General features: G+C 50.7%; 17 protein-coding genes. 7 read left to right on the forward strand and 10 right to left on the reverse strand.

Translation table 11 applies throughout. The annotated features are described in order from the left end of the window. Positions 1–9: 9 nt before the first annotated feature. The 3 genes from B1728_RS15645 to B1728_RS15655 all read right to left on the reverse strand — a co-directional run bounded on the left by B1728_RS15645 (position 10) and on the right by B1728_RS15655 (position 3328). Entirely contained in the window at positions 10–891 is an 882-nt protein-coding gene (locus B1728_RS15645) for a carbohydrate ABC transporter permease (protein WP_079911172.1), read from the reverse strand. Positions 892–912: 21 nt separating this feature from the next. Further along, positions 913–1812, reverse strand: coding sequence for a carbohydrate ABC transporter permease (locus B1728_RS15650; protein ID WP_079911173.1), 900 nt, complete (start codon positions 1810–1812; stop codon positions 913–915). A 157-nt stretch (positions 1813–1969) separates the two neighbouring features. Next, on the reverse strand, positions 1970–3328 hold the full coding sequence (locus tag B1728_RS15655; RefSeq protein WP_079911174.1) for an ABC transporter substrate-binding protein: 1359 nt from the start codon (positions 3326–3328) through the stop codon (positions 1970–1972). Between the two features lie 285 nt (positions 3329–3613). On the opposite strand from B1728_RS15655, the gene B1728_RS15660 reads away from it, so the two are divergent. Next, positions 3614–3973 (forward strand): group I truncated hemoglobin, encoded by a 360-nt coding sequence (locus tag B1728_RS15660; protein ID WP_079911175.1) that lies wholly within the window; start codon positions 3614–3616, stop codon positions 3971–3973. A gap of 75 nt (positions 3974–4048) precedes the next feature. Here B1728_RS15660 and murI read toward each other — a convergent pair whose 3' ends face one another. Next, positions 4049–4816: a glutamate racemase gene (murI, locus tag B1728_RS15665; protein WP_079911176.1), complete on the reverse strand. Its 768-nt coding sequence runs from the start codon at positions 4814–4816 to the stop codon at positions 4049–4051. A 202-nt stretch (positions 4817–5018) separates the two neighbouring features. Between murI and B1728_RS15670 the strand changes: the two genes are divergently transcribed. Next, the gene (locus B1728_RS15670; RefSeq protein ID WP_079911177.1) at positions 5019–6146 is read left to right on the forward strand and encodes an FtsW/RodA/SpoVE family cell cycle protein; all 1128 of its coding nucleotides are present in this window, start codon (positions 5019–5021) and stop codon (positions 6144–6146) included. A gap of 373 nt (positions 6147–6519) precedes the next feature. Here B1728_RS15670 and B1728_RS15675 read toward each other — a convergent pair whose 3' ends face one another. Together B1728_RS15675 and B1728_RS15680 are read right to left on the reverse strand one after the other, a co-directional pair. Then, entirely contained in the window at positions 6520–8142 is a 1623-nt protein-coding gene (locus tag B1728_RS15675) for a response regulator transcription factor (RefSeq protein WP_079911178.1), read from the reverse strand. Then, a complete protein-coding gene (locus B1728_RS15680) occupies positions 8105–9907 on the reverse strand; it encodes a sensor histidine kinase (protein ID WP_079911179.1) in 1803 nt (600 codons plus the stop codon). Before B1728_RS15680 ends, B1728_RS15675 begins: the two co-directional genes overlap by 38 nt. A gap of 197 nt (positions 9908–10104) precedes the next feature. Here B1728_RS15680 and B1728_RS15685 point away from each other — a divergent pair, with 197 nt between their 5' ends. Genes B1728_RS15685 through B1728_RS15705 form a run of 5 tightly spaced genes read left to right on the forward strand, consistent with a single transcriptional unit; the run spans position 10105 to position 16104 of the window. Continuing rightward, a complete protein-coding gene (locus B1728_RS15685) occupies positions 10105–11646 on the forward strand; it encodes a spore germination protein (protein WP_079911180.1) in 1542 nt (513 codons plus the stop codon). Continuing rightward, positions 11643–12743, forward strand: a complete 1101-nt coding sequence (locus B1728_RS15690; protein WP_079911181.1) for a GerAB/ArcD/ProY family transporter — start codon at positions 11643–11645, stop codon at positions 12741–12743. The genes B1728_RS15685 and B1728_RS15690 overlap by 4 nt, the downstream gene beginning before the upstream one ends. Next, a complete protein-coding gene (locus B1728_RS15695) occupies positions 12740–13858 on the forward strand; it encodes a Ger(x)C family spore germination protein (protein WP_079911182.1) in 1119 nt (372 codons plus the stop codon). Before B1728_RS15690 ends, B1728_RS15695 begins: the two co-directional genes overlap by 4 nt. Positions 13859–13894: 36 nt before the next feature. Beyond that, the gene (locus B1728_RS15700; protein ID WP_079911183.1) at positions 13895–14995 is read left to right on the forward strand and encodes a GerAB/ArcD/ProY family transporter; all 1101 of its coding nucleotides are present in this window, start codon (positions 13895–13897) and stop codon (positions 14993–14995) included. Continuing rightward, positions 14992–16104 carry a Ger(x)C family spore germination protein gene (locus B1728_RS15705; protein ID WP_179136037.1) on the forward strand — a complete coding sequence of 371 codons (1113 nt, stop codon included), beginning with the start codon at positions 14992–14994 and terminating at the stop codon, positions 16102–16104. The genes B1728_RS15700 and B1728_RS15705 overlap by 4 nt, the downstream gene beginning before the upstream one ends. A gap of 130 nt (positions 16105–16234) precedes the next feature. On the opposite strand, the gene B1728_RS15710 is transcribed toward B1728_RS15705, so the two are convergent. The 4 genes from B1728_RS15710 to B1728_RS15725 form a co-directional block, all read right to left on the reverse strand. Further along, positions 16235–16780, reverse strand: a complete 546-nt coding sequence (locus B1728_RS15710) for a glutathione peroxidase (protein WP_079911185.1) — start codon at positions 16778–16780, stop codon at positions 16235–16237. A gap of 3 nt (positions 16781–16783) precedes the next feature. Continuing rightward, the gene (locus tag B1728_RS15715) at positions 16784–17233 is read right to left on the reverse strand and encodes a MarR family winged helix-turn-helix transcriptional regulator (RefSeq protein WP_079911186.1); all 450 of its coding nucleotides are present in this window, start codon (positions 17231–17233) and stop codon (positions 16784–16786) included. A gap of 226 nt (positions 17234–17459) precedes the next feature. After that, positions 17460–18434, reverse strand: a complete 975-nt coding sequence (locus B1728_RS15720) for an aldo/keto reductase (protein ID WP_079911187.1) — start codon at positions 18432–18434, stop codon at positions 17460–17462. Between the two features lie 210 nt (positions 18435–18644). Beyond that, positions 18645–18965 (reverse strand): hypothetical protein, encoded by a 321-nt coding sequence (locus B1728_RS15725; RefSeq protein ID WP_079911188.1) that lies wholly within the window; start codon positions 18963–18965, stop codon positions 18645–18647. Positions 18966–18990: the final 25 nt, after the last annotated feature.

Below are 18990 nucleotides of genomic sequence, written 5' to 3' on the forward strand. Positions count from 1 at the left end.
AGCATGGCTTTATCCTTTTAAGGAGCCTGCGGACATTTGCATAAACGATTTGTTCGCCAAGGCGTAGACGACCAGAATCGGCAGGATGGACAAGCAGGCACCGGCCAGCATCAGGTTGAGCTGAGCGGCATCGCCTGTGCCGTAGCGCAGATTTGCAAGACCTACGGTCAACGGCTGCAGCTTCGGCGAGCTCATCGTGAAGACAAGCGGCAGGATATATTCGTTCCAGCCGTGACGGAAGGCAAACAGTGCCGATACGCCAAGACCTGGAGCCACGAGCGGCAGAACGATCCGCCAGTAGATGCGGAAGTAACCGCAGCCGTCCAGCATCGCCGCTTCATCCAATTCCTTCGGAATCCCTTGGAAGAACCCGAGCAGAATGAAGAAGGTCGAAGCATGGGCCGCAATAAGGATAATAACGACGCCCCACAGCGTTTTGTTCAAGCCGAGAGAGACCATGATATCGTATTGCGGACGAAGCACGACCGCACCGATCGAGATGAACATCGTAGCGGATTGAATGAACACGAACAGCTTTTTCCCCGGAAAAGGAAGCCGATTCGCCGCGAAGGCCGCCATGGAAGCGACGATCAGCGTACCGATGGTGGACACAATACTGATAAACAAGCTGTTCCACGTAAAGGTGCTGAAATTCCCCTTTTTCCACGCAGTCAAGTAGTTGCTGAACTCCCATGTCTTAGGGAAGAACGTATCGCCTAAGTTAATTTCGATATTCGTTTTAAACGAGTTGATAATCGCCATAATAACTGGAAACACAGTAACAATAAGGACAATCAGCAAAAATGCCCAAAGGATGATTTGGCTTGTATATTTGCTGGCCTTGGACCGGCTTTTTTGCCCCGCATGTACGGTTGCAGGCGCGTTATTCATAGTCTTCGCTCCCTTCCCCTATTAATAAACCTTGTTGAGACGTTTGGAAATGTAGAAGTAGGCCGCCGTAATCAGACCGACGATCAAGGCCGTAACGAAACCTACCGCAGAACCGTAACCGAATTGCGGCTGTACGCCGGAGCCTGTCGATACCGGGAAGAACAGCTTGTAGACATACAGGAACATAACCTCCGTCTTGCCGACCGGACCGCCCTCGGTAAGTACCATGATGCTCTCATAGCCCTTCAGCGAGTTGATGATCGCGTACATAATAATAATTTGCAGTACAGGTCCGAGCATAGGAATCGTAATGTACCAGAACTTTTGAGCCTCGTTGGCTCCGTCCAGAGAAGCACTTTCGTATACATCGTTAGGAATGCTTTGCAGACCCGCGATGAACAGGAGCATATAGTTCCCGAAGGCTCCCCAAGCCGCGATCAGAATCACCGTAAGCATCGCATGCTTTTGCCCGAGCCAGTCGATTGGCTGCGAAATGAGGTGAAGATTCAGCAGCATTTTATTCAATATGCCGTTGTAGGAGTTAAATACGATGAAGAAGACAACCGCCATAACCGCGGAGCTGATAACCGTCGGCATAAAATAGACCGCCCGCAAAAACTGGCGACCCCGGATCGCCCGGTTTAAGATAACAGCAAGAATCAAGGACAACGGCAGCGTGATGAGCAGCTTGCCTCCCGCATAAATAAAGGTGTTCCACACCGAATCCCAATACAATTGGTCGTGCATCAGCTGCTTGAAATTATCGAGTCCGATAAACACTTCTTTCCCGTACCCCTTATAGTCGTAAAACATATACCGGATAGCCCAGCCGATCGGATATACGGAGAAAATAAGCGTAAGGAGCAGACTCGGGAGTACGAATACGGCAGATATCCCTAACAGCCTGGATTTTTTGGTCATCATGTTCCCTCCTGAGAGTTTCGTCGGAGACGAAACTTACTTCGTAAGCATAAGCTGAGTTTCACCGAAGGTGAAACTTACTTCGTAAGCATTGACTTTGGCAAAAAGAAGGGGACCCATCAAGATAAGGTCCCGCCTCTCAACAAACCAGCCTGATTTACTTCAATTTCATCGGATCGAAGTTCGGATCCGGATTCACTTTCACGTCGCCGGCTTTCACCGCTTTATCCAGAGCATCATTGTAGCGCTTGCTCAGGTCGGCAATAATGCCGTCCAGGTCGCCGCTGCCGTCCAGGATGTATTTCCAGAACGCATCCGCATATTTCAAGCCTTGCAGCGAGCTGTCTACGTTCGGTTTGATAGGCCAGATGGCATCGGATTTGTTAGGAACGAAATCTTTATATCCATAGATATCCGGAGTTTTCATTTTTTCCGCAACGGATTGAAGGACTGGCATCCCAAGACCTGTTTCTGCATATTTCACCAGGTTCTCTTCGCTGTACATGTAGTTCACGAACTTCCATGCCGCTTCTTTATTCTTGGAGCTGTTGCTAATAGCGAGCCATTGAGCTCCGTTCATCCCGTTAAGACCTTTGATGGTACCGTCAATGGATGGTACCGGTGCTGCAGCCCATTTGATTTTGGTAGGGAATTGAGTCTGGTACACGCCGATTTCCGCAGAGTAGGACAAGTACATCCCGATTTTACCTGCGGCAAATTGCGCGCGCAGCGGGTCGATATCCATCGATTCCACGCCTGGCAGCATGCTTCCGTCATCCTTCATTTTCTTGAATGCGGAGATAACCTCTTTATAGCCTGCAAAATCGTATTTGCCTGTTTTGAAGTTGTAGCCGTCTACGCCGTAGCCGCTAACTTGGAGAATGTTACGTACGGAACGCTCCATAGCGCTTGTAGGGTTTTTGAAGTTCTCGGCAAAGCCATAGATGCCGTCCTTTTTACCCATGTCCGTAATTTTCTTGGCCGCATCCACCATTTCCTGAAGCGTTTTCGGCGGGTTCGCGATGCCGGCCTTTTCGAACAGCTCTTGGTTATACACGAGACGAATCGTTGTTCCGTAGTTAGGCAGCGTGTAGATTTTGCCGTCATACATGTTGGCGCTGTCACGAAGCGTGCCTTCAAAACGTTTTTTCATATCATCCTTCATGAACGAATCGAGCGGTTCGAAGTATTGCTTGCGAGCCATGTTCACGAAATCAAATTTGGCATTCAGAATATCAGGAGCTTGTCCGCTGGCATAAGCCAGATCGACGGATTGAACGTAGTTCTCCGACATCACGCTCATTTCCACTTCGATATCCGGGTTATCCGTATTGAACTTTTCTACAAGACCTTTAATATAATCCGCATCATGACGGTCTGCAGTCCAAAATGTCAGTTTCGTTTTGCCGCCGCTGCTGGCTCCTCCGCCATTAGCGCCGTCCTCCTTGTTTCCGCAAGCCGCTGCCGTAAAGGCTAATGACAAGCAAAGCAAGGCTGCCATTGATTTTTTTACCATGGTGTAACCCTCCTGTTCAAATCATAGGTTTCTCTTATGAATATAGGATATGCGATTTTTGTCGAAAATGGAGTGCGGTGAAACGATGACAAAGGGATAAAATCCGACGATGGACCTACATCGGTATATCCTCCCTACGGTGCTACCTTTAGAATAGCGCGTTAGAAAGAGCCGATCCGCCGCTCATGATAAATTGGCTGAGGCCAGGTTATCCTATAGATAAGCCAGTCCTAATAATGCTAGAATTGGTAAGTACATAATGAATAACCGGGGAGGTACTGCCAGGTGACAACCACACTTTATGAACAATTAGGCGGAGAAGACGCGATTTCCAAGGTCGTAGACGAATTTTACAACCGAATTTTGGCCGATGACTCGATAAACTCCTTCTTCACCAAAACCGATATGGAAAAGCAGCGGAGGCATCAGGCGAAGTTTATCAGCTTTGCGTTGGGCGGTCCGAATCAATACTCCGGCAAGTCTATGGAAAAAGCCCATGAAGGAATGAACCTTCAACCGGAGCACTTCAATGCCGTGGTCGGCCATCTTCATGATGCGCTTGCCCATTTTGGCGTCGGCGAGGAAAAAATCGATGAAGTATTGATCCATGTAGCCACGCTTAAGGACAGTATTCTTTATAAGTAGCCGCATGCCAAAAAGCAAAGCCCTTAGCCTTCCCCACACAGGGAAAAGACTAAGGGCTTCTCATTTGATTCCCGTTTACAGCATTTCCAGCAGCCGATGATATTGGGACAATAAGACCCCGTCCTCAACCTTTACACCGGAAGTATAAAAGGTGACCTGACCTGTTCCATCCCCGGTTTGGCCGCTTGCTTCCAGCACCCTTTTCAAATGCTTCACCGTACCGACGCTCCCGTCCATCAGCACCACATCATCAGGAAACAGCTTCCTGATGGCTGCTTTAAAGAAAGGGAAATGCGTACAGCCCAGAACGACCGTACCGTACTGCTTCAGGTCAAACGGAGTGAGCTGATCCTCCAGATAACGGATGACGTCATCCTCCTGAAATTGATATCTCTCGGCAAACTGGACCAGATTCGGCAGCGGCAGCTTGTCGACAATGGCATGGCTGTCAATCCGGTCCACCAGGTCATGGAACTTCTTCTCCTTGAGCGTTAGCGAGGTGGCCAGCACCAGCACCCTCTTGCCCATAGCTTCGCTAGCTTGCACCGCCGGCTTGACTGCAGGCTCGATGCCAAGCGCCGGAAACACATACTTCGCTCTTAGGTCCTCCACCGCTACGCTGGTTGCCGTATTGCAGGCGATCACGACCGCCTTCACTCCTTGCCGGGCAATAAAATCTACCGCTTCAAATATATATCGTTTGACTTCTTCCTTCGGCTTTTCGCCATATGGAACGTTCTGTGTATCCGCGTAATAAATATAATCTTCATTAGGCAGCTGCTTCAACGCCTGGTGAAGTACCGTGACTCCACCGATACCTGAGTCAAAAATGCCGATTTTCAAGACATTCACTCTTTTCTGTCACAAGTTCTTATTCTATGGTTTCGGCTTCGAACAGCCTTTTCCCTTCAGCCCGCGGGCTACCCGCGTAAAAATGTATAATCGCTTCATAATATGTTACACTGAATAAACCGTCCTTACTAATTTATCCGTTTCAGGAGATCGCTGGTTACCAGCACGCAGCAAAAGGAGATTTGCACCAGCCATGATTCGTAATATCAAAAAACTGGACTATCACATACTCATTCTTCTTTTCTTGTTCATGATCATCAGCACCCTGCTCATTAAGAGCGCCACCACGTATGATGAACAGTATCATAATCTTTATATCAAAAATATGATCAATTACGCCATAGGCTTCGTGGTGCTCATCGTGACCGCGCTGTGGGATTACCGCTTGGTCGTCAAGATGTCGTACTACATCTATGGCATTGCCTTGCTCCTGCTGGTTGCCGTCTATAAGCTGGGCAGCAAAATTAACGGAGCTACAGGCTGGTTCGAGCTGCCGTTCGGGTTTAACTTTCAGCCGGCTGAGCTGATGAAAATCGTACTGATCCTATCTATTGTAAAGCTGCTTGAGAAAAAAAACTACGACCCTCTGCAAATCACCCGCGATGTCGTTCCTATGGCTTTGATGACTCTAATTCCCTTCATTCTGGTACTGAAGCAGCCGGATCTCGGAAATGCCGTCATTTATTTGGTTATTCTTTTCGCCATGCTGTGGATGGGGAATATGAAATACAGGCACATGCTTCTCCTGATTCTTCTCATCGCGGCTTCTCTGATTGCGTTTGTCTACAGCTATATTCATTATCATGATTCGATAGAGCGGTATTTGCTGGACAAGAAGCTCGGTCACTGGTCGGAAAGGATCGACACGTATTTAATGCCGGATCAAGCCTCGGACGATGCAGCCTATCATGTCAAAAAAACGATTACCGCCATCGGCTCGGGCCAACTGAGCGGAGAAGGCTTCATGCAGGGCAGCTCCAAGAACCGCGGACGCATCCCGTTCGCGTACTCCGATTCCATCTTCGCCGTCATCGGAGAGGAATTCGGCTTTATCGGCTGCTCGGCACTCATTGCCCTCTATCTGATCCTGATCAGCAGGCTGCTGTTCATGAACATCGGCTCTGCTTATATAGCGGGAATTATGGCGGTAGGCGTGTCCGCCGTCCTCCTGTTTCAAATCTTCGAGAACATCGGGATGCTCATGGGCCTGATGCCGTTGACGGGGATAACGCTGCCCTTCATCAGCTACGGAGGCACCTCGATAATTATCAATATGTTCTCTATCGGTCTTATCCTTAGTGCTCAGATTCATCGAGATTGAGGCGCAGCCCTCTAATTAATGTAGAAGGCTGCGACGGTTGTGAAGCTAAGCGTTTGAAATTTCGCTAACAAATCCGGTGAGGTATCCCCCTCCGGCCGCTGTTGAAGCCCGTGAAGCATGATTAACTATAGCGGTAACTTCACGGACTTCAAAGGCGGACGTAAACTCCTCCGAGGTATACCTCACCTCCTTATTTAGCGAATTTCACACCAAACAAGGCATCACAACAATCCACGCCCTCTAAATCTTCTAGAGGGCTTTTTGGGAGATAGGAAAGCGCCAGCTTATCGGAGCACGGCGCGTACCTATCGATGTGTATCCTCCGATGAACGGGGGCTGCGCAATTCGCCCAAAGCATCGGCACACGTTTGCCTCAAGTTTCTGCAAGCCCTGCGCTCTGACGAAATTCCGAAGGCGTCATCCCCGTCACTTTCTTGAACACGTCGCTGAAGTAGCGACGCTCTTCGTATCCCAGCGCGGAAGCCACCTCCTGGATCTGCTTGTTCTGAAGCAGCATCTCCTTCGCCTTGTCCATCCGCGTAGCGGTGACGTACTGGCTGAAGCTCATCCCAGTCACCTTCTTGAACAGATTGGCGAAATAGCTCCCGCTCAAATGCACCTGCGAAGCGCAATGGGCCACGGTCAGCTCTGCAGACAGGTGCTGCTTGATATAGGCTATCGCCTGCTCAATGATCAAGTGTGCCTGCGAAGCGCTGCGCTCCTCCACGATGCTGCAGCCCCGCTCGCAAATTTGCTTCAGCAGCCCGTAAATATCGTGAACGGTACGGCCGCTGCTCGCCTCCATTTCCTGCAGCAGCTCCTCCAGAGGCTCGATATCCTCATAGGAGAGCTTCTCGAGCAGCACCCGCACCAGCATGTTGGCAAATCCATGGAGCAGCAAGGCCAGATACCGCGGCTGCGGCCGCGGTTGAAAGTGAACCAGCTCCTCGTAAACCTCTTCGAGTATGACGAGCGTCCGCTCCCTGTTGCCCGACAACAGCGCAAAGGCAATGTCCTGCACCCGGTCCGCCGGATATTTGGGGAGCCGCTGCTTGTCCTCTATCACGTCGCCATAGCATACGACGCCATTGCCGCCGGTGTAGAAATGGTACGACATAGCCGTAGTCGCCTGCTGATACGACAGCGGCAGCTCATGGATCCTGCTTACCCGGCTGCCGACCCCGATGGAGACCGTGTACTTGGCGTAACGGGCGATATGATCACAGCAGCGTTCCGCCAGTGCGGACGGACTTTCCGCTTCGTATTCGTTATGGATGACTACGAACCTTCCGTCCGAATCGCGAAAGACCACGCCTTTGGTATAGGCATGGATCGTTTCCTCCAATATATTTTGCATAGTGAACCGCAGCAGCTCGATTTCGCTGACTGGCCAATCCTTGCTCAGCTCCTGGAACCGGTCGATCTCGAGCACCATGACGACGAAGTTCTCCCGGTCCAGTCCGACCTGGAGAAAATCCCATCGTTCACGAATTTTGTTCTCATGAGCTTTGTGATGAATGAGCAAATTGAAAAACTCCTGCCGCAGCACCGGCAAGCTCTCCTTCACCCGCCGCTCCATTTCCTGAATATTGGATTGCTGCCGCTTCAGTTCCAAGACCGCCAGCCGTGCCTTCTGTACCGTCTCGACGATGTCCTCCAATGAAAACGGCTTGGTCACGAAATCAAAGGCGCCAAGCCGAACGGCCTCCTGAGCATATTCGAAATCGCTGTAGCCGCTGATCAGGATGATCTTGCATTGCGGCAGCGCTTCGACAATAGCGCGCGTCATCGTCAGCCCGTCCATCTTCGGCATCCGAATATCAGTCACGATGATATCCGGCTTTTCCTGCAAAGCCAGCTTCAAGCCGTCTTCGCCGTTGAGACAGGCTCCCGCAATGGCAATGCCGTATTGCTCCCACGAGATCCCGTTAACAAGTCCGTCTACAACGTCCTTGATATCATCTATAACGATCATTCTGATCATCGTCGAATCCATCGTCTGCCCCTCCTCTGTCCCAAGGTATCCTCAAGGTTACGACCGTTCCCAAGCCCGGCGTGCTGTGGATCGTCATGCTCGCTTCGTCCTCATAATACAGCTTGAGACGCTCGACAATGTTATGAAGCGCGTAGCTGTCCGACGATTCGGCGGCCTGTCGTATCGCGCGCAGCTGCTCCTCGTCCATGCCGTGGCCGTTATCTTCGATTGTGAATATCAGGTGATCTTCCACTGGCTCCAGCCTCACTATAATGAGGCCCCCGGTCTGCTTGTCCTTGAAGCCATGAAGGATCGAATTTTCGACCAGCGGCTGAAGCAGCACCTTCAATATCGAATGCTGTTGAATGTCCTCGTCCTGCGGAGCTTCGATCCGATATTCAAACAAATTCTCGTAGCATCTCTGCTGAAGCGACAAATATTGCTCCACGTGCAACAATTCTTTCTTGATTGTTGTCAGTTCTTTGCCGTTATTCAGACCCAGCTGGAACATCCGCGACAACGACATGACCATCCGGCCGACCTCATCCGATTTCTTCAGCTGCGTCTTCCAATAAATGGTGTTCAATGTGTTGTATAGAAAATGCGGGTCAATCTGCGCCTGCAGCGCCTTGATTTCCGCCTTGTGCTTGTCCTTTTCCACCCGGTGGTTCGCCTCAATTAATTGTGCGATCTGCTCCAGCATCCGGTTGAACTGCTTGCCTACCTGGGCCACCTCATCATTACCCCCGCTTTCGAAGCGTACGCCCAAGTCGTTATCCCCCGCGCGCCGCATCAGCTTTTGAAGCTTGGTCAGCGGATTCGCCAGCAGCGTACTTAAGGCGTTGGACACAAGAAAGCCTATGATAATGCAGACAATCATGACGAGCAAGGTTGCCCATTTGATGCCGTTCGCCTGGCTCATCAGCTCATCGGTCGGTTTAACGCTGATGTAGGTCCACTTGTTGTCGACGGTGGATTTGACGAAGTTCACCAAGTACGTCTCGCCTTGAAAGGCATAATTAAAAGCTCCCTGCGCCTTGGACCCGATTCGCTCCCGGAACTCCGGCTCTTTGAGCATATCCCCGTACAGATACGGCTTTTGCATGAATACCGGCGTTCCATCTTCCTTCATGATCGTAACGCCTTCACGCCATTCGTTAATATTATCGGTTAAAAAATGAAGCAGTCCTTCCTCCCTCAAATTCACAATAATATAGGATTCAGGGACCACAAAGCTTGAAATCGCGTTAATGACCAGTGATAAAACCGGAACCTCCCCGGCGAAAAAGGGATCTTTATGCCCCTCAATCCATATCGCATGCCGTTCTTCCCGGATTCTGTCGTACATAGGCGTATCAACAAAATGGTTCTGGGCTTGTCTAGGCGCATCCGCAGGGTAAAAATCGCCTATCGGCGTCGTAAGCAGCACCGATTGCAGCAGCCGCTCATTCAGCTTCAGCTGCATAAACGGCGTTTGCAAAGCCGCATAATGAGCAAAATAGTTCGAGTTATTTCCCGTAACGACATCTTTCATCGCCTGCTCGTAGGAGCTGCTGATCACCAGCGTCATTAGGGACAGAGCAACATGGTTCAGCTTCTCATCGAACGCCTGGGAGGATTTATTCAATGCATCCTGACTCAGCTTCAGGGCGTTGTCCTGCACAACCTTCGCAGAAATTTGGTAAGTGGTCCATCCAACGGTCAGCACGGATAAAATAATCATCAAGGCAAAGGCGATACGAAGCCGGTGCTTGAACGGGTATTTATGCAAAAAATGACGAATCAAATCCAGTTCGTTCCCTTCCTGCAGTCACTCCGGCCTTCTTTCATCAGGCCTGGTTTATGCTATAAATCATACCACGCTCGTGTCGGATTGCAAAAACAAGCCTGACGCAGCTTGGCCGGATAAATGAGCCATTTCCGCATAAATTTTTCATCCTATGCCATATTAAACAATAAATGAAGGATCGGAATGGAGTCATCATGAGCTTTCTTCACTGGTTGAAATGGAAAAGTCCTCAGAATCCGTCGGCCCATCCAACGTACGAGAAGCTGACTGGCACCATAAGCCCCTCTCTGGCGGCAAATATAGCGGAGCTAAGCGCTCTTTTCAGTCTGGCTCCCGATCTTGTCATCCGTCATCTTGTCATCCAATCGACGGGTGACGAAGCTGCGCTCGTATACATGAATGGGCTTAGCGATAAAAACTCCATTAACAATAATGTGATCCGTTCGCTTCAGACGGGAACATCCGGCGGAAGCTCCGGTTCAGCCCCAACCGTCACTATTGGATACATTATGAAGCTGACGCGTTGGGAGGACATTGAACAAGCTCTTTTCCAAGGCTACAGTATTTTGTTTACGGAAGGGCTGACGGAGGTTCAAACCTTCGACACCCAAGGCTGGCCGCAGCGGTCCATCGAAGACCCTCAGATAGAGGCTTCCCTGAAGGGGGCCCACCAGGGCTTTGTAGAAACGGGAACCCAGAATATCGCCATGATTCGCCGGTATATTCCGAACCGTGAGCTCAAAATAAGGGAAATTACGGTTGGACGAAGAGGAAGAACAACCGTATCCATTCTCTATTTGGCCGATGTCGCCCATCCGGAGGTTCTGAAGGAGCTGGAAGACCGCATCCGGAGGCTGGATGTAGATGCGATATTGAACACCGGGGAGCTGGAAGGGTTCATAGAAGACAACCCGTACTCTCCTTTCCCCCAGTTCTTATCGACGGAGCGTCCGGACGCCGCGGCTTCCCAAATATTGCAGGGCAGGTTCGCCGTTGTCGTCGATCGCTCTCCAAGCGTGCTGATCGGCCCTACGACCTTTACGTCCTTCTTTCAAAGCTTGGACGATTACAGTACGCGCTGGCTCCTTGCCACGTTTATCCGGCTGCTGCGTTTCGTCGGCTTCCTCGTCGCAGCCTTTCTGCCCGCTCTCTACATCGCGGCCATTTCATTTAATTACGAGGTCATACCGATAAAGCTGATCTTATCGATCGGGGAATCCCGGGAGCGTGTTCCTTTTCCCCCTATCGTGGAGGCGTTGCTGATGGAAATTACGCTGGAGATGCTGCGGGAGGCCGGGATTCGGCTGCCTTCGCCGATCGGGCAAACCGTAGGCATCGTCGGGGGTATCGTCATAGGCCAGGCCGCCGTACAGGCCGGCATCGTAAGCAACGTAATGGTTATTGTTGTGGCGGCGACGGCGATCGCTTCATTCATTATCCCGAATTACGATATGGCTTCCGCCATTCGTTTGATCCGATTCCCCATGATGATCATTGCTTCCATGTTCGGCATTGTCGGAATCGTTATCGGGTTAATGACTCTCATCGCCCATCTCATTTCTCTTGAATCGCTCGGTACTCCCTATGGAAGCCCGCTCGCCCCGATGCGTTTCGCAGATTGGAAGGATACGTTTATCCGGGTACCGCTATGGAAAATGACCAAACGTCCGGTGAGCGCGCGGCCTGTGCAGGATAAACGGCTGGGCCCCAATCACCCTAGAGGTGACGGCAAATGAAGAAATACCAGTATAACGAAATCACGCTGATGCAGTATATCTTTTTCATTCATGGTACTCAGCTGGGGAGCGGCCAGCTAGCTCTCCCCCGCTTGTTGGCCGAAAAGGCCGGCGTCAGCGGATGGATATCGCTCCTGATGGGCTGGGCAGGGTCCGTAGCCGCCAGTCTATTCATCGTCTCTATCATGAAAAGATATCCGGATGGAGCCTTTCCCGATTTGCTGGTTCATTATTTCGGCAAACCTATCGGCAAAATAGCGGTATTGTTGATGACGATGTTTTACGCCTTTTCCAGCCTGACCAGCATCTTCGCAACGGGTTTGATGATTCAGCAGTGGATTCTCCCCCATACGCCGCTGTACATTTTAATCATTTTGTTCTCGATACCGACGTATCTGATCACCCGCAACGGTCTTCGGGTTATAGGCCGGTATACAGAGCTGATTTTTTTTCTGACGATAGGGATGATCTTCTTCATGCTGGTCCCGTTAAAGAACGGGCATCCGCTGCATCTGCTTCCGATCCTTGGAGAAGGATGGGGCCCTTTGCTTCAGGGGACTCTGGTTACGGTATTTTCGTTCCTTGGCTTCGATTCCGCCCTGATCGCGTATCCGTTTCTGCAAAAAAAACAAGCTGCCGCCACAGGGATCATCATAGCCAACACCTTGACGTTGCTCATTTTTCTGATTAACGTGCTATCGTGCTTTGTTTTCTTCAGTCCGGATGAAATCACGCAGTATCAACAGCCAACCCTCGATTTGCTGAAGGTGGTCGAATTCAAATTTGTTGAGCGGCTGGAAATAGTATTTTTATCCGGATTTTTGACCGTCATTTCCGCGACATGGATCACTCTGATGTATAATACCGTCTTTTGCACAAGCTGGCTTCTAGGCAAACAAGATCATCAAAGCCACGTGCTCGTCCTGCTGGTCCTTACCATCCTGTCTGCTTATTTCCTAGATCCTTCAACGGATCAAATGGAGGATTGGTACAGCTGGCTGACCAAAACGGGCTTTCTGTACGCCTTTGTCATGCCGGTAGGCTTATGGCTGTACCTAAGGGGAAAAGAGCTGTCCCAAGGAAGGAGACGCACATGAGGAAACCCATCCAATTGGCGGTAATCATCGCCCTGCTCGCTGCCCTTCTTACCGGCTGCAGAGACCGGCACAATCTGGAGGATCTTACCGTCATCCTTATGCTAGGGATCGATGTAGACGGCAATAACAACCTGGTGTTCTATGAATCGAGCCCTGTCTTTAATAAAGAAGCGAAGGACAAGGAAGAGGAGTATGGAGTCAAGGCTGCCACGTTTCATGAAGCCAGGGAAGTGTTCGATGCCATGGTTACGGCTCTGACGGTGGAAGGGAAGGTCCAAATTATTTTGCTCAGCCATCGGCTTCTGAAAAGAGGGGACTGGTTCCCGCTTTTCGATACGTTTTACCGTGATACCAAGAACAGCCTGTCGCCCAAGGTAGTTGCTGTCGACGGATCCGTCTCGGACATCATCCACTTCACTCCGAAAGATAAGCCGCTGCTTCCCATGTTTATTACAAGCCTTATCGAGCAAAACCACCGGAGCAACATTACGGTAAAAACAAACTTGCTGGATTTGCACCGGCAAATGACCGATAGGGGGATGACCCCCTTTATTTCGGAAATCAAGAAGGATAAGGAGGTTGAGCTTACAGGGACGACCTTGCTGCAAGAGGATGGAAAGTACGCCGACTCGCTTAACCTGCAGCAAACCACGCTCCTGCGCATTCTTCAACAGCATCGGCACGGGGAGCAGAACGTTACTCTTTCCTTTCCTGCCGGTGAAAAAAAGGGGCCCATTGAACAAAACAGGCTGAGCTTTCTCATACAGCGACTCTCTAATAAAACGAAAACGGCTTACGAACAGGGACGCTTTCGTTTCGATACGCAGGTCAATATGACAGTTACACTGACAGAACGGCTCTTTCCCTATAACATGAGAACCGAAAGCCGCAAGCTGGAGCAAATGATGGAGAAGGAGCTGCAAAAGCAGCTGCAAACTCTCATTAAAAAGATGCAAAAGCATAAAGCCGACCCTGTAGGCTACGGCGACTTGGCCAGAGCTTATCAGTATAAAGCTTGGTCCAAGGTCGGGCAGCAGTGGGGTGAAGCCTGGTCCAAGGCTGAAGTAAATGTATCGGTCAAGGTCAAAATCAAAAGCAGCGGCCCCATCATTTGAGGCCAAGGACATATAGTGGAAGGAGGCAGCTAGGGAGTGAACAAATATGCCTATAACGATATCACGTTTATGCAGTACACCCTTTTCATTCACAGCTCACAGGTCGGTATAGGCATCCTTCAGCTGCCTCGCCAAATTGCCGCGTCTGCCGGGACTGCCGGATGGATGTCCATCCTTATCGGATGGGCTTTATCCGTAGCGGCCAGCCTTGTCCTGATCCAGGTGATGAAGAAGCATCCCGGGGATACGATCATCGATTTGCTGCCGCGATATTTCGGTGTATGGATCGGCAGGCTATTCACCCTGGCTTTTGCAATTTATTTTGGAATTTTGGCTTATACCGTTATGAGCCGTGCCAGCCTGTTCATCACTTCATGGATTCTGCCTCAAACGGCGGACTATGTCCTGATGCTTCTCTTCTGCATCCCTACTTACATGGTGGTTAGAAACGGCTTACGCGTGCAGGGCCGATACTCGGAGCTGGTGTTCTTCCTCTCCTTGTGGATGCCGTTGTTTTATCTGCTCCCTTTGAAGGATGCCCATTGGAACTACCTTCTCCCGCTGGTCAAGGACGGATGGAGTCCCATTGTGCAGACGACTTCCCTGACGGTCAACTCCTTTCTCGGATTTGAAACCGCCTTGTTTCTGTATCCTTTTTTGAAGAACAAGGAGACCGCCGTTCCGGGAATCGTGATCGCCAACACATTGTCCATGCTGGTGTTTCTTTTTGTGACCCTTGCCTGCTTTGTCTATTTCAGTCCTGAAGGCATCCTGCAATTTAACGAGCCTACACTCAATATATTAAAAGCCATTCAGCTAAGCTTCCTGGAACGTCCGGAGATCGTGTTTCTCGCCTTTTACTTGGTGATCATTTCCACCACCTGGATGCCTAACGTGTACTGGTCTATCTTCTGTACCAGCCAGCTGCTGGGCAAGCAGAATCATCACCGTCATCTGGTCATCTTTCTGCTTCTATCTATTGCCATAACATTCTTCTACAAGCTCTCATTCGATAAAAACGACCAGTTACAGCGTATTATCGGTATGGTGGGCGTTGTGATAGCCTTCGTTCTCCCCGTCATCTTATGGCTGTATATGGCGGGGCACAGGCTCATCCGAAGGAGGAGAACTCCTTGAAGCGGCTTCTCTGCTTGTGTATTGTCATGCTGCTGTTGCTTCCGGGATGTAACGATCGTCTGGATCTCGAGAATATGGCGATAGGACTTTTGATGGGGATTGATTTGGAGGGGGATGACCGCCTCGTCTATTATTTATCGAGCCCCGTATTCAATAAGCAAGCCAGAAAAAGAGAGGAAGAAGCCCAGGCCTTCACATCGACGGTCGTTCAATCCGAGAGGAAATTGGACAGCCTGACAAATGCTCTGACGGTACGCGGGAAAGTACAGGTGCTCCTCCTCGGCAAACGGCTGCTGCAGCATGAGGACTGGTTCCCCTTGCTGGATGTGGCGTTCCGGGATGCCAAATTCACGGTAAACGCGAGAGTCGTCGCGGTGGATGGCCCCCTCATAGAGATTTTTCAATTTCAGCCCAAAGACAAGCCGAGACTGCCGGTATTTTTGTCCAAGCTTATAGATACGGCTTACGAAAGAAACATTACGGTGAAAACAACCCTGCAAGAGCTGCACCGTCAAATGTTCGAGAAAGGAACCACGCCTGTTATATCGGAAATTAAAAAAGAGAAAAGCATCGAGGTTCAGGGTACCGCCCTGCTGAATAAGCAGGGAAAATATGTCGCATCGCTATCCAAAGAGGAAAATGCCCTGCTGCAAATTCTGCAGCGCAAGACCGGTGAAGATCTCTCTCTGACGATACATGTTCCACTAAAGCAGCCTGATGGAAGTATCCTTAAAAAGAAGCTGGGCATTCTGCCCGAGCAGCTGAAGCTGCGTATCCGCAGCGCATACAATAAGGACCGGTTCGAGTTTCATATTCTCGGAAGAATCAGCTTCAGCCTGCTCGAGAAGCAGCTACCCAGGTTTGCTGCATCGGTTCCTTCCCCCAAACTCGAGTCCATTGTGAACGAAGATTTACAAAAGAGGTGCGCCGATTTGATCGGGAAATTCCAGAAGGCCCGGATTGACCCCATCGGACTCGGATTGTATGCCCGAGCCTATCATAATGCCCAGTGGAAAGAGGTGCAGGACCAGTGGGAAGAGGCATTGTCCCGCGCTGATGTCCATATCTCCTTCCAAACGGAAATCACGAAGCTGGGTCCTATGCGCTAATCCCCCCACAAGCAGGGCGAATCCGTTGAAAGTCCTGTTGAGGTTGAACTATGGTCATGATATGAAAAAACTGCAGGACGTTTAGCCTAATCGTCCATGCAGTCTTTTCCTGATTTGGATAAAGGATTCATTACAGCAGCGATTCGATTGCGGGCTCCATGTCCATCGGCTCCACTGCCGGCTCAAACCGTTCTACGATATGGCCGTCGCGGTCCACAAGGAATTTCGTAAAGTTCCATTTCACTTCGTCCCCGACCAGCAGCTCAGGCTGCTTCTCCTGCAGAAAAGCGTGGAGCAGCCGTCCGCTGGCATTGCTCAGATCGAAGCCCTCGAAAGGAGCCTGCTCCGTCAAATAGCGGAACAATGGGTGAGCGTCCCTGCCGCGCACATCTGTTTTTTCAAACATCGGGAATTGGACGCCATAGTTCACTTGGCAAAACGACTGAACTTCCTCGTTGCTCCCCGGCTCTTGTTCGTTGAACTGGTTGCACGGAAAGCCTAGAATTTCCAGTCCTTGCGAATTATAGCGCTCGTACAGCTTTTGCAGATCGGTGTACTGCGGCGTAAACCCGCATTTGCTTGCCGTATTGACAATGACCAGTACTTTCCCCTTGTACTGCTCAAGAGATACTTCTTTCCCTTGAAGCGTTACTGCCGAAATATCATAAATAGACATGGTTCATTCCTCCGTTTGCATGTGATGGATTGTATGCAGGAGCGCCGTTAATCTTTCACGCCACTCCGCTGCTTCTTCCTGCTCTATCCCCATCCGGCAAAATAAGCGGCCAGGGATGTCATAAGCCTGTTCCTTCAGCCTGGTTCCCTGCTCTGTCAGGCGGATTATGACCTGACGTTCGTCCTTGCTGTCCCGCACGCGCTTTATTAGCTCCATCTGCTCCAGACGCTTCAATAGCGGCGTCAGGGTGCCGGAATCCAAATACAGCCGGCTGCCGAGCTCCTTCACCGTGACCCCGTCCTCTTCCCACAGGGCCAGCAGCGTAACATACTGCGTGTACGTTAGACCCAGCTCATCCAACAGCGGCCTGTACAGCCGCGTAATTTCTTTGGAGCAGGCATATACGGCAAAGCACAGCTGGTTCTCCAGCTTCAGCCAGTCATCCTTGTTCATCCGCACCTCCACTATACATTTTGCAAAATTAAATTGTGTACAATTTATTTGTTTAAAAGATATCATGGTCTGCTGTTCTTGTCAATCCGGATTTTGGGCATCTACCGTTCCGGGTAAGAACAAGACTGGGCTGGCGCCGCAAAGCAGCTCCTTGGTTTCGAAGCCGAATTATGGGAAAAAGCCGATGCCATAAGGCATCGGACTTTTTTTCATTAGCCGAAAAGTTCTATGGAAGTCGGTATAAAGCGAACGGAGCCCCATAACGAAACGGCTCGCTGATAGAGCTCAATTCCTGCTGATGCTCCGCTGTAAGGTCGACGGATAAGCTTCGCAAGTTTTCCGTTACTTGTTCTACACGCGTCGCTCCTACAATCACGGTGGATACGGCAGGCTGCTGCATCAGCCAAGCAATCGAAATCGCACTTGGGGAGCAGCCCGCTTCAGCTGCAAGCTGACTTACTTTCGTGCCCAACGCGATTCTGTCCTCGCTAAGAAACCGGCTGAAATTCGGGTCCGTTTGCGCGCGTGACCCTGCGGGAGCGGCGTCCAGAGCATTGTATTTGCCGGTAAGAATGCCCCCGGCCAGCGGAAAATAAGGAATAATCCCTACCCCTTGATCCAGACAAAGCGGGACCAGCTCCTGCTCCGGCGTCCGGTCGGCTAAGGAATAGCTGATTTGTGTAGAAACAAACCGGTTCAGGCCCAGACGCTCGCTGATGCCAAGAGCCTTCATGAGCTCCCAGGCCGCATAGTTGGAAGCCCCGATATACCGCACCTTCCCGGACCGCACCATATCATCCAGCGCCCGAAGCGTTTCTTCAAGGGGCGTATCGGGATCAAACGTATGAATTTGATACAAATCCACATAGTCCGTCTTCAACCGGCGCAAGCTGTCCTCCAGCTCCCGCTGGAGATGATATCTTGACGAGCCTCTTTCATTCGGCCCCGGTCCGCGGACCAGGCCGGCTTTGGTCGCCAGAACCACCTCTTGCCTTCTGCCCTCCAGGGCCAGACCAATGATTCGTTCCGATTCGGACTGGGCGTAAATGTTGGCGGTATCAATGAAATTGATTCCGTTGTCCAATGCATGATGAATGATCTGCGTGGAAGCCTGCTGATCGGCCCGTTTGCCGAACGCATTGGTCCCCAGGCCCAGAACGGACACCTTCAACCCGCTATTTCCTAAACGTCGAAATTGCATAGCATGTACTCCCTTCCCAACATAAGATTTGGTTGTCTCTTGATCGAGCCCGTCGGGCCCGAGCCGTACTGGGTACTGCTTAAGCAGCTTGGAAGGCGTTTCTCGCAGAACTGCGGTTTCCAAGGGGACGGGAGAAATCGATCACAAGAGACGAATACAACCGGAGAAAGTAAAGGCAGAGCATCCGCTCCGCCTTCCGATGTTCCCGGTTTATTTAGGATGAAACAACCCCTGCTTCACGATAGCGTCCGCCAGCTCCGCATCTTTCAAGGTAATGTCCATATCCGGAATTTTAACGACAAACCGGCGTTTATCTGCATCATACAGCACCCCTCCCACCGGATGAAGCTCGTAGAGCGGCATGTAGTCCGAAGGGATTTTTTTCATTTGTTGAATGATCGAGAATACCTCGCCCCAAAAAGGCAAATCGGTACGCCGCCTGCATTCGGCGATCGTTCGCTTCAGCTGCTCGCTGAGTGTGTCCCGGCTGACTGACCATAGCATCTCTTCTCTCTCGCTGTGTGAATTCATGGAACCCTCCCTGGTTAGTAACGGG

The sequence above is a fragment of the Paenibacillus sp. 32352 genome (assembly GCF_002042965.1).
GTDB lineage: Bacteria > Bacillota > Bacilli > Paenibacillales > NBRC-103111 > Paenibacillus_S > Paenibacillus_S vulneris.